This is a genomic window from Kibdelosporangium phytohabitans (genome assembly GCF_001302585.1).
GTDB classification, from domain to species: domain Bacteria; phylum Actinomycetota; class Actinomycetes; order Mycobacteriales; family Pseudonocardiaceae; genus Kibdelosporangium; species Kibdelosporangium phytohabitans.
In genome coordinates this window covers 7,892,738-7,904,459 of sequence record NZ_CP012752.1, presented here as the reverse complement: position 1 = coordinate 7,904,459, position 11,722 = coordinate 7,892,738, and the positions used below count along the sequence as shown (strand labels likewise).

Sequence of the window (11,722 nt, the reverse complement as noted above, 5' to 3'; positions counted from 1 at the left end):
AACGCGAGGAGCAATCACTATGCGTGTCTTCACCGCGTTGATCGCCTTGTTCTCGGCGATCTTCCTGCTGCCTGTGGCGAACAGCAGCGCGGCAAACGGTCTCAGCGCGAACTTCACCAAAGTGTCCGATTGGGGCAGTGGCTTCGAGGGCAAGATCACTGTCACCAACGGTGGCAGCACGCCGCTGAGCACGTGGACAGTCGAACTCGACATGCCCGCCGGAACGCAGATCACCTCGTCCTGGGATGCCACCAGGACAGGCAACGGCCAGCACCACACGTTCACCCCGCCGGGCTGGGCAGGCCCGCTCGCGGTGGGCGCCAGTGCGTCGTTCGGGTTCAACGGCAGCCCCGGCAACTTCAGCGGTATCCAGAACTGCAAGCTGAACGGCGACACCTGCACCAGCGGCCCGTCCAACCCCGGTGCGCCAGGCGTTCCCGGCGCGCCGGGCGTGACGAGCACGAACAACTCCAGCATCTCGCTGTCGTGGGGTGCTTCCACCGGCACGGTCACCGGATACCGTGTCTACGAAGGGACGACAGTCCGCGCGACGGTCACCGGAACCAGCGCGTCCATCTCCGGTCTCGGCACCTGTGAGTCGCACACGTACAGCGTCGCGGCGTACAACACGGTCGGCGAGTCCGGGAAGTCCAGCCCTGTCACGGGAACCACGACCGGCTGTACGCAACCTGCCGGTGGTCGTGGTGCGCCGTACCTCTACATGGGCTGGGGCAACCCGCCGAACCCGCAGACGGTCATGAACGCGACCGGCGTCAAGTGGTTCACCATGGCGTTCATCCTGTCCAGCGGTGGCTGTGCACCCGCGTGGGACGGTCAACGGCCGTTGCAGGGCAGTGCCGACGCCACGGCGATCCAGCAGATCCGTGCCGCGGGCGGGGACATCGTGCCGTCCTTCGGCGGCTGGAGCGGCAACAAGCTCGGCCCGAACTGCTCGACGCCGGAGGCGTTGGCCGGTGCCTACCAGCAGGTGATCGACGCCTACAACCTGAAGGCGATCGACATCGACATCGAGAACACCGACGAGTTCGAGAACACCACCGTGCAGGACCGGATTCTCACGGCGTTGCGGATCGTCAAGCAGAACAACCCCGGTATCCAGACGATCGTCACGTTCGGCACGACGACCAGCGGCCCGAACTTCTACGGCAACCGGCTGATCGACCAGGCGAAGGCGTTGAACGCCAACATCGACGTCTTCACCATCATGCCGTTCGACTTCGGCAGCTCGAACATCGGCGCGGACACCCAGAACGCCAGTGAGGGCTTGAAGAACAAGCTGAAGTCGGCCTTCGGCTGGACCGACGCGCAGGCGTACGCGCACATGGGCATCTCCGGCATGAACGGCCTGTCCGACCAGCAGGAGATGACCTCCACCCAGACGTGGACGCAGATCAGGGACTACGCCAAGTCCCGCGGCCTGGCCAGGCTCGCGTTCTGGGCGGTCAACCGCGACCGCGGCTGCGCGGGTGGCGGCGTGGTCGCGCACTGCAGCGGCATCGCCCAGCCCGACTGGGAGTTCAGCCGGATCACGGCGGGCTTCTGACATTCCACAGTGGATCCGTCCGGCGGGAGCCGCTCCGGCCGGACGGATCCGGGTTCGCTGAACGGGCAATTGACGCCCCGGCCGATGCGGTGCTTCACTGCTGGATGTCCGGTTCCCGCCGCCAGCGCCGCCGCTCGGAGGTTGTCTGTGCCCACCCGACGTTCAGTTCTGCTCGGCGGTGCGGGAGCCGCGCTCGGCTTGCCCGCCTTGCCTTCCACGGCCGGTGCGATCGTGCCCGACTGGTCGGTGGAGCTGGTGGATTCCACCATGGCGCGGTTCACCCCGGCCACACTCGGCGGCTGGGACTACACGCGTGGCCTGTACCTCTACGGTCAGTACCTGGTGTACAAGCGGACCGGCAACCGGGCTTACTTCGACTACGTCAAGGCGTGGGTGGACCGGTTCGTCGACGGGAACGGCAACATCAGCAACGGTTTCAACGACCTCGACGCCATGCGGCCCGGTGTGCTGCTGCCGATCCTGCACGCCGAGACCGGCCGGCAGCGGTACAAGACAGCCGCCGACAAGATCCGCAACCGGTTCAACACCTACCCGCGTACGTCCGACGGCGGGATGTGGCACGCCACCGGGAAAACGGGTGAGCTCTGGGCTGACGGCGTGTACATGGCGCAGCCGTTCATCGCCAACTACGCCAGGCAGTACAACCAGACCTACGGGTTCGACGAGTCGACCCGCAACATGGTCACGTACTTCAACCGTCTGAAGTCCGGCAACGGCTTGCTGTTCCACGCCTGCGACGCGGACGGGTCGCAGTGGTGGGCGCCGGATCCCGCGCGGCACTCGGCGCACGTGTGGGCGCGCGCGGTCGGCTGGTTCGGGATGTCGGCCATCGACATCCTGGAAGTGTTGCCCGCCAACCACGTCCGCCGCCAGGCGCTGATCGACACCGTCCGGCACCTCGCCGGTGGTTTCCGGCAGTACCAGGACCAGGCGAGCGGCCGGTGGTTCCAGGTGGTCGACCGGGGCACGACGAGCGGCAACTGGACCGAGACGTCGGCGTCGGCCATGTTCACCTACACGATCTCGCGTGCGGTCCAGCGCGGTTACCTCGACGCGAGCTTCAAACCGGTCGCCGATCGCGGCTACCAGGGTGTGCTGCAACGGATCTCGCTCGGCGCGGACGGCCGGACCAACCTCAGGGAGATCGTGGTGGGCACCGGGCCGGGAGACCTGAACTACTACTTCGACCGGCCACGCGCGACCAACGACTTCCACGGCCTCGGTGCGTTCCTGATCATGAACGAGCAGCTAGCCTTGGCGGTGTGAGTGCCAAGGACGACGGGTTCGGTGTGGTGACGGCGCTGGTCCGGGCGTCGTTCCTGGTCAATGCCGTGTACGCCGAGTCGGCGCGGGAGTACGGACTCACCCCGCAGCAAGGGCAGCTGCTGTGCGTGCTGATGTCGCAGTCGTACTGCATGGGTGAGCTGAGCGGGATCCTGGGGCTGGCGAAGTCCAGCCTGACCGGCCTGGTGGACCGCACCGAGCGGCACGGCCTGGTCAAGCGCGGGCCGCATCCGGAGGAGGCCCGTGCTGTCCGCGTCGAGCTCACCGAGCGCGGTTCCGAGCTGGTGAACGAGTTCTACGCCGAGACCTGCCGCCGGGTCGACAAGCTACCCGCCGGGCTCGGCGACGCGGGCCGGGATCAGCTCGCCGCGCTGCTGAGCCGGGTCGTGCTGGACAACGAGGTGCCCGCGGTGTTCATGGAGCTGGACGAGCGCGGCTAGGGCCTGTATCGGAGCCTCCGTTCGATGTGGGCAGGTTCCCGGATACGGGGGGTTCTGCTCACCCTTGGGGGAATCACGACTCGCCGCATGCTGGCACTGGTCTTTGTCGTCTCCGCTTGTTCCACTGCGCAACAGGCTTCGCCGCCTCCGGCAATGACCACGACGACGACTACAACTACCACCACCACGGCCGTGCCGACCAGCACAGCGCCAACCGTGCCTCAACTGCAGGAGATGGCAGACCGGGCGGCGATCGCACCGGACGGCATGGTCGACTTCAAGATCACCGCGGCGATCGTGTCCTCGGGGCGCACCGAGATCGAGGTCGCGTCAGCGGCAAGCACCACCCTGCCCAATCCGGTGAGAGACATACCGATAGTCCTGCCCCGAGCGATCGAGCGGCTGCTCGTCGCTTAGTGGCCGGATGCCATCAGGGACGTCTGGCACACCCCGCGGAAACCGATGGGGCCGTCGCCACGACGAGATCCGCCTGCACCAGCTGGGCGATCCGGTCACAGCACGAGAAAGCGGGTTGTAAGTTCGTAGTACGAACTAATATGGTTCGTACTACGAACTGTAACTTCTGCTGGATGTGAGTGTGATGTCGCTACCTGGGGTTGTCTTCGGCTTCGGCGCGCCGAGTGGCGTCGATGATGTGGAGCGGTTGCTCCGCTTGGCCGAGCTCGCCGATCGGGACGGGCTGGATGTTTTGTCCGTTTCCGATCATCCGTATTTCGGTACGCGGCTCGACGCGTACGCGACTGTCGGATTCGTTCTCGGCCGGACGGAGCGCATCGCCGGTTTCGTGAACGTCACCAATCTGCCGTTGCGTCCCGCGCCGATGCTCGCGCGGATGGTGACGTCCTTGTCCGCGCTGTCCGGTGAACGGGTCGTGCTCGGTATGGGGGCGGGTGGCGCCTGGGACCACATCACCACCATGGGGGTGCCGCGGCTGTCGCCAGGGGAGGCGGTCGACGCGTTCGAGGAGGCCATCGTCCTCGTCGGCAAGCTGTCGGGCGGTGGACCGCCGATCGAGCATGACGGTCGTCACTATCGGGTGAATTCCGTCGATCCGGCGCCCGTCGCGGCGCTTCCAGTGTGGACTGGGTCCAACGGCCCGAAATCGCTTGCCGCGACCGGGCGGGTCGCTGACGGCTGGATCCCCGGCCACGCGGCGGACTGGCTCAGCAAGCGGTATCGCGAGTCGCGGCCGGTCATCGACGAGGCTGCCGCGTCCGTCGGCCGGGATCCGCGTGAGATCAGGACTGTGTACAACTTCGTGGGCCGGATCACCGATCGGCCGCTGGCTGTCACGCGCGACGACACCGGCAAGTGGATCGGCGGTTCGCCGGACCAGTGGATCGAGGAGCTGACCGGTGCCGTGCTCGAGCACGGCGCGGGTGGTTTCACCTTGTTCTTCCCAGAAGATGGGACGGATGGTGTGCTTTCTTTGGGGCGCTGGGCAAACGAGATCGCACCTGCTGTTCGCGCGGCTACTTCCCAGTAGGAGGCGGGCGGCGCTGTCGCGATGTGACAACCGGGTGAACGCGATGTGTTGGTTGGATGCCAAGGCTTTCAGTGCGCGTTAAGGATTTTCAAGATCTCCGAGTCACGGTACAGTCGGCTGTGTCGGGTCCCGGGGTGGTTGCCGTGGACCACGATGCGGTCGCCGTGCCGGCCGCATCGTGAGGCCTGTTCGTGTTTGGTCAGTGTGGACTGTGCGGCAGTGGGGAACTTTCCGGCAACCAACGGTGTTATCACTGGATGGATACTGTGTGTGTCGAGGAGGCGACGTGGCGCGACGGTTCGGGGTACTGGCGATCTTCGCCGTGCTCGCGGCTGTCCTGTTCATGCAGCACCCTCCGCACGCCGGTGTCGAGCCGCGGGCCAAGACCAGCGAGAAGACCGAGGAAACGGTCCAGCTGAGCGCGCGCAGGCACCTGGCCGGCGCCGCGGACGGCGCCGAGCCGTCCGACGGGATCGTGCCCGGCATGCCGCTGCTGGGCAGGGACGACGCCGTGCGCGACCGCCCCGCGGACGAGAACGCGCGCCGTGCCGTGCGCGTGCAGCACAACGGCATCTCGCAGCCGCTCGACCTCTTACCCGTGCTGCGCATCTGATCGGTCAGACGCTCGCTGCCGGAACGTGAAGCGCTGACCTCACAACGAGAACCAGCGTCGATGCACGCTGCCGTCATCGCGGTGGAGGTGGAAGTTCCGGTTGCGCGCGGTCCCTGGATCACTGATTCATTCAGCCCGACCCAGAACGAGGCCGACATGCAGCCACTGATCGATCACGCCCGCGGTTTTGCCGGTGCCGTCGCCGGGCGGCGCGACGAGTTCGCGCGCCTTGGCGACGGGCAGAAACCGGAAGCCCTCTTCATCTCCTGCTCCGATTCCAGGGTCATGCCCGCGCTGATCACCGGCGCACAGCCCGGCCAGCTGTTCGAGCTGCGCAACGCGGGCAACATCGTGCCGCCGCACCGGTCGGACGCCAGCTGCGCGGTCGCCGGGACGGTCGAGTTCGCGGTGCGCGCGCTGGGCGTGTCCGACATCGTCGTGTGTGGACATTCCCATTGCGGTGCCGTCCAAGGCCTGCTGAACCAGTCCGGCCTGTCGGTGATGCCGCAGGTCCGGCGGTGGCTGACGCAGGCGGGGCACGGCACCGGCCACTCCGAAGTGGACCTCGACGCCGCGGTCATGCGGCACGTCCGCACCCAGCTGGACCACGTCCGGACGCACCCCTGCGTCGTCGAAGGGGTCGCGGCGGGGACTCTGCGGTTGCACGCGTGGTTCTACCGCGTGACGACAGGCGAAGTCCTCGCCAACGAACCGGGTACGCCGAACTTCCTCCCGCTCTGACGCGGCACGTTCGCTGATCAGCGCGGTTGACTGGATGGAGCTCCTCGAAATGCCCTCGCCCACGTTGTCCCGGCGCGCCTGGCGTGCCGATTTCACCGCGTCGATCGTGGTGTTCCTGGTCGCGTTGCCGCTCTGCGTCGGAGTGGCTGTCGCGTCCGGTGTTCCCGCTGAACTCGGTCTGGTGACCGGGATCGTCGGTGGCCTCGTCGTCGGTCTGCTGCCGGGCAGCAGCCTCCAGGTCTCCGGCCCCGCGGCCGGGCTGACCGTGCTGGTGTTCGAGGCGGTCAGGCAGTTCGGCCTCGCCGCACTCGGCGTCATCGTGCTGACGGCCGGGTTACTGCAGATCCTGCTCGGCCTGCTGCGCTTCGGGCGGTGGTTCCGTGCCATCTCCCCGGCGGTGGTCGAGGGGATGCTCGCCGGGATCGGCCTGGTGCTCATCGCCGGGCAGCTCTACACGATGGCGGGCGCCACCGCCCCGGCGGGCGGCCTCGGCAAACTGGCGGGACTGCCCGAACTGGCCGGCACCATCTTCAGCTCGGCTGCCGCGTGGACGGCGTTCGCCATCGGTGCGGGCACGATCCTGGTGATGGTGCTGTGGTCCCGGTTGCCGGGCAGGGTCCGGCTCGTGCCGGGCGCGCTGGTCGCGGTGGCGCTGGCCACGTCGGCGAGCCTGCTGTTCGACCTGCCCGTCCAGCGGATCGAGGTGCAGGGCCTGCTCGGCTCGATCAACCCGGCCACACTGGGAGACCTGGCCAAGCTCGGCGACATCGCGTTGCTGGGCACGGTGCTGGCGTTCGCGTTGATCGCCTCCGCGGAGAGCTTGTTCAGTGCGGCGGCGGTGGACCGTATGCACGACGGGCCGCGTACGGACTACAACCGTGAACTCGTCGCCCAGGGCGTGGGCAACTCGGTCTGCGGGTTCCTCGGCGCGCTGCCGATGACCGCTGTCATCGTCCGCAGTTCCGCCAACGTGGAAGCGGGGGCGCGGACCAAGGCGTCCCGGGTGCTGCACGGCGTGTGGTTGTTGCTTTTCGCCGCGTTGCTGCCCGCCACGATCGGCATCATGCCGTTGGCGGCACTGGCCGGTGTGCTGGTGCACGCGGGATTCAAACTGCTGCCGCTGCGCAAACTGGTTCCGCTGTGGAAACGGCACCGCGGCGAAGCCGTCATCCTCGTGGTCACCGCGCTGGCGATCGTGGTGCTCAACATGTTCGAGGGCGTCCTGATCGGTATCGCTCTCGCGGTCATCAAGGTCGCGTGGCAGGCGTCGCACGTGCAGGTCCGCGTGAAGGACACGGGCAGCGGGCCGATCAAGGTGAGGATGTCGGGCAACGCGACCTTCCTGCGGCTGCCGGTGATCCTGGACAAGCTGGAAGCGCTGCCCAACGGGCGTCCGGTCGACCTCGACCTGACCGGCGTGCATCACCTCGACCACGCCTGCCGGATCGCGCTCATGGCGTGGGCCGACCGGAACGAAAACGTCGATATCGTGCAACCGGAACAATTAACTCAACAATAGGAAAAATTGTATGTCCGGACATACAAGAAAAACGGACCCACGGTGGCGTATATCGCCTGGCGGAAAATCGCCGCGATATAATCGGAGATTTGTCCGGAAACTGACTTTCGTAGGTTGTACGCAGTCTGCGGTGATCTGCAGGATCCGCGTATGGCACGAAAGAGAAAAGCCGCCTTAATCAGCCTTTCCTTCGCTCTCTCGGCCGGCCTCGTCGTACTGGCGGGGCCGGCCGAGTCGCGGCTGCCGCAGCAAAGCCCGATCGACGTGACGCACGGCGCGGTCAGATACGACCCGACCTTGCCGCTGCTGCACGTCTCCTACCACCATTCCGACGTCCGGCTCCGCTACGTCCAGAAGGACGCGGACACACCGGGCGGCTGCACCGCCCGGCACCACGAGGAAACCGAGGAAGCCGAGGTCGAGCCCGGCACCGCGCACGTGACGCTGTCCGGTGTGCGCTACGACCTGGTCCAGTTCCACTTCCACACCCCGTCCGAGCACCGGTTCGAAGGCCAGGCCACGCCGCTGGAGATGCACCTCGTGCACCGCAACGCCGCGCAGGAACTGCTGGTCGTCGGGATCCCGCTGAAGGCGGGCGCGCCGTCGGCCGTGGACAAGGTGCTGGCGCAGCTGGCGCCGGAGTGCGGATCCACCGTGCACGTCGGCGACGTCGACCTGAACTCCCTGCTGCCGCACGAGCGGACGTCCGCCCGGTACAACGGCTCACTCACGACGTACCCGTTCAGCGAGAACGTCACGTGGTTCCTGATGAAGGACAAGACCGTCTCGCAGGCCACGATCAGCCGCTTCCAGCACGTGTTCACCGGTGGGAACGCCCGCGCGCCCCAGCCGCTCAACGGCCGGTCGGTCGTGCTGGACCGCCCGCACATCTGACACCGGCGACTGGGGGTCGCCGATTGACCGATCAGCACATCAGCCAGATGGCCGATGTGCTGATCGTTTTCCCCGGCTCTCCGGACGAAGCGGCAACCCACCTGGCCCCGGCAGTCTCCTCGTCGTTCGCGGAACATCGATGAGGAGGAACGGTGACAGAGCCGATTCTGGCGGGACGTGGCGTGGTGAAGCGCTACGGCGACGTGACCGCGCTCGCCGGGGTGGACATCACCATCGGGACGGGCGAGGTCGTCGCCATCGTGGGGCCGTCCGGATCAGGGAAGTCCACTCTGCTGCACGTGCTGGCCGGGATCCTGCCCGCCGACGGGGGTGAGGTGTTCGTCGGCCGTGAGCCGATCACCCGGATGTCGGAGACCGAGCGCAGCAAACTGCGCCGCACGGAGTTCGGGTTCGTGTTCCAGTCGGGGATGCTGGTCGCCGAACTGACCGCGGAGGAGAACGTCGCACTGCCGATGCTGCTCGCGGGAACCCCGCGGGACAAGGGCATCGCCGCCGCTCGGGAGTGGCTGATGCGCCTCGGCCTCGGTGGCCTGGCCAACCGCAGGCCGGGTGAGGTGTCCGGCGGGCAGATGCAGCGCATGGCGATCGCCCGCGCGCTGGCACACAGCCCCCGCGTGATCTTCGCGGACGAGCCGACCGGGGCGCTGGACACGCGGACCGGTCAGGAGACGATCAGCGCTCTGCTGACCGCGGCGAAGGAGACGAACGCGGCCGTCGTCATCGTGACGCACGACGAGTCCGTTGCGAATCGGGCGCAGCGGATCATCGAGATGCGAGACGGCCGCATCGCGGTGCGAGCGGCGGCATGAACCCCGTCCAGCTCGCGCTGCGCGTGCTGCGGGGCGATTCCCGGAGCCGCTTGTCGGCCATCTTCACAGCTGTCGGTGTCGCGGTCGGGGTGACACTGGTGCTGTGGCTGGCAACGGTTCCGGACGCCCTGCAGTCGCGCGCTGACCGCGACACGTGGCGCCAGCCGGACTACAGCAACGACGCGCAGTTCGACAAGGCGAAGGACAGCGCCGCGGTTCTGTCCACCTACACCCGCGACAACGTCGGCCAGCAGCAGATCGAACGCTTCGACGTCGCCGCGCTCAAGCCTGACGTGCCCGTCGCGGCCGGGATCCCGAAGGTGCCGGGACCAGAGGAAGTGCTGCTGTCGCCGGCGTTGGCCAAGCTGGCCGCGGAGAAGCCCGCCGCGCAGCTGGCGGACCGCTTCAAGGGCAAGGTGATCGGGACGATCGGGCCCGAGGCGCTGAGGTACCCCGGTGAGCTGGTCGCGATCGTGGGGCACGACGCCGAGCAGATGCCCGGCGGGACCCCACGCGAGGGACTGACGCCGTCGGGCGCGCCGGGGTCGATCAACCAGATGCTGGTCCTGCTCAGCCAGATCGGCATCGTCGTCCTGATCGCGCCGTGTCTCGTGCTGGTCGCGTCGGCCGCGAGGCTGACGGCGGCCCGCAGGGAACGCCGGCTGGCGGCGCTGCGGCTGGCAGGGGCGACCCCGCAGCAGGTGATCTCCATGACTGCCGCGGAGACCGCGTTCGCGGCGATCGGCGGTGCGGTTCTCGGCGTGGGGCTGTCGTTCCCGATGCGTGAACTGGTCGCCCTGATCCCGTGGGACGGCGGCGACTGGTATTCGTCCGACTGGACGCCGTCCGGCACGCTGATCGCCGGAGTGCTCGTCCTGGCGCCACTCCTGGTCGTCGGTGCGGCGGTGCTCGGGTTGCGCCGCGCGGTGAGCAAGCCGCTGGGCGCGGCGCAGCAGCAGTCCAAGCGCCAGCCCAACGTGGCACGTCTGCTCTGGCTGATCGGCGCTGCCGTGGTCTTCGTCGTGGCGCTGGGAGTGGCGAAGGACGGCCACGGTGACACCGCGATGTACGTGGTCCTGTTCGGACTCGTCGCGATCGCGGTCTCACTGGTGTTCGCCGGTCCGCTGGTGACGTCCCTGCTGGGCAAGCTGTTCACGGCCAACTGGCGCTCACCGGCCACCTTGCTGGCCGGTCGCAGGCTGCGCGACGACCCGAAGGCGGCGTTCCGCGCGTCGGCCGGGGTCGTGCTGGCGGTCTTCGCGGGATCGATGGCACTGTCGATGTTCCCGAGCGTCGAGGACCAGATCGGTTACAGCAACGGCAAATGGCGGGACGGTGTGTTCGTCGCGGAGGGCGCGAAGTACACCCCGGAGCAGATCAACGACCTGAAGGCGGACCTCGCCGCGAACGGCGTGGGTGACGCCCCGGTCGTCGAGATCGGCTCGGGTGGCTTCGACGTGCGGGGCGACCGCGACCGCGGCTTCTCGGCGATGGTGGCGAAGTGCGCCGACGTGGCGAAGGTACTGGGTGGCCGGCTCGGCCCGTGCCGCCCCGGCCCGGCGGTCTACGTCCCGAAGGGCCTGGCGGTGGACAGCTCGAAGCTGGAGTTCAGGTCGTACGGCGGCAGGGGCGGCGGTGACCCCAAGCCGTTGCCGAAGGGAACCGAGATCAGGGAGTACGACCCGGTCGGGTACCCCGGGTTCATCGTCGACCCGGCGGTCTTCGGATCGGGCCCTGAGGAGATGGACACAGTGGCGGTGGTGACGACGAGGTCCAACATGGACGTCGTACACACCATGGTGGTCCGCAACCTGCCCGGAGTCTCGATCTACAGCAACGAGCGCTACGACGGCCGTGCGGACACCCTCTCCGGCGACCTCAAGCGGGCAACGCTGATCGGGCTGAGCATCGCGACCGTACTCGGCGGGGTGAGCGCGGGCGTGGCGGCGGCGGGTTCGGTCGTGGACCGTCGCCGGACCTTCGGCGCGCTGATAGCCGCGGGAACTCCCGTCAAGGTCCTCACCAAGGCCCTGCGCCGTGAAGCCATGCTGCCCGCGCTGGTGGCGACGGTGGGCGCGGGCGTCGCCGGTGTGTTCGTCGGATCGGGCCTGCTCACCCTGATCCAGGGCCGCCTGCAGCTCAACCCGTGGATCATCACACCGGTGGTGCTCGGCGTCGTGGTGGCGTTGATGGCCGCCGCCGCTTGCGGACCCGTCCTGCGGCGGGTGTCGGCAAGGGACTACTCGGACGAGTAGCAGCGGCCGTCATTCCTGACGCCGGAGGGCGTATCGGGGCTCCCTCCGGCGTCG

11 protein-coding genes are annotated in these 11,722 nt (G+C 67.9%); all 11 read left to right on the top strand.

The window, feature by feature from the left end:
* The first annotated feature begins 19 nt into the window (after nt 1-19).
* The 11 genes from AOZ06_RS35680 to AOZ06_RS35630 all read left to right on the top strand — a co-directional run bounded on the left by AOZ06_RS35680 (nt 20) and on the right by AOZ06_RS35630 (nt 11,668).
* A complete protein-coding gene (locus AOZ06_RS35680; protein ID WP_054293402.1) occupies nt 20-1,564 on the top strand; it encodes a cellulose binding domain-containing protein in 1,545 nt (514 codons plus the stop codon).
* 147 nt (nt 1,565-1,711) lie between these two features.
* On the top strand, nt 1,712-2,851 hold the full coding sequence (locus tag AOZ06_RS35675) for a glycoside hydrolase family 88/105 protein (protein ID WP_236951849.1): 1,140 nt from the start codon (nt 1,712-1,714) through the stop codon (nt 2,849-2,851).
* Nucleotides 2,848-3,309 (top strand): MarR family winged helix-turn-helix transcriptional regulator, encoded by a 462-nt coding sequence (locus AOZ06_RS35670; RefSeq protein ID WP_054293400.1) that lies wholly within the window; start codon nt 2,848-2,850, stop codon nt 3,307-3,309. Before AOZ06_RS35675 ends, AOZ06_RS35670 begins: the two co-directional genes overlap by 4 nt.
* Nucleotides 3,310-3,525: 216 nt before the next feature.
* Nucleotides 3,526-3,726: a hypothetical protein gene (locus AOZ06_RS35665; protein WP_157233434.1), complete on the top strand. Its 201-nt coding sequence runs from the start codon at nt 3,526-3,528 to the stop codon at nt 3,724-3,726.
* Nucleotides 3,727-3,910: 184 nt separating this feature from the next.
* On the top strand, nt 3,911-4,816 hold the full coding sequence (locus AOZ06_RS35660) for an LLM class flavin-dependent oxidoreductase (protein WP_054293398.1): 906 nt from the start codon (nt 3,911-3,913) through the stop codon (nt 4,814-4,816).
* A gap of 286 nt (nt 4,817-5,102) precedes the next feature.
* Nucleotides 5,103-5,429, top strand: coding sequence for a hypothetical protein (locus AOZ06_RS35655; RefSeq protein ID WP_054293397.1), 327 nt, complete (start codon nt 5,103-5,105; stop codon nt 5,427-5,429).
* A gap of 156 nt (nt 5,430-5,585) precedes the next feature.
* Nucleotides 5,586-6,170: a carbonic anhydrase gene (locus AOZ06_RS35650; protein ID WP_054297165.1), complete on the top strand. Its 585-nt coding sequence runs from the start codon at nt 5,586-5,588 to the stop codon at nt 6,168-6,170.
* Between the two features lie 34 nt (nt 6,171-6,204).
* Nucleotides 6,205-7,689 carry a SulP family inorganic anion transporter gene (locus tag AOZ06_RS35645; protein WP_054293396.1) on the top strand — a complete coding sequence of 495 codons (1,485 nt, stop codon included), beginning with the start codon at nt 6,205-6,207 and terminating at the stop codon, nt 7,687-7,689.
* Nucleotides 7,690-7,839: 150 nt separating this feature from the next.
* Nucleotides 7,840-8,583: a carbonic anhydrase family protein gene (locus tag AOZ06_RS35640; RefSeq protein WP_054293395.1), complete on the top strand. Its 744-nt coding sequence runs from the start codon at nt 7,840-7,842 to the stop codon at nt 8,581-8,583.
* Nucleotides 8,584-8,735: 152 nt separating this feature from the next.
* Complete coding sequence (locus AOZ06_RS35635) at nt 8,736-9,413, top strand: ABC transporter ATP-binding protein (RefSeq protein WP_236951848.1); 678 nt, start codon at nt 8,736-8,738, stop codon at nt 9,411-9,413.
* Nucleotides 9,410-11,668 (top strand): FtsX-like permease family protein, encoded by a 2,259-nt coding sequence (locus AOZ06_RS35630; protein WP_054293394.1) that lies wholly within the window; start codon nt 9,410-9,412, stop codon nt 11,666-11,668. The genes AOZ06_RS35635 and AOZ06_RS35630 overlap by 4 nt, the downstream gene beginning before the upstream one ends.
* Nucleotides 11,669-11,722: the final 54 nt, after the last annotated feature.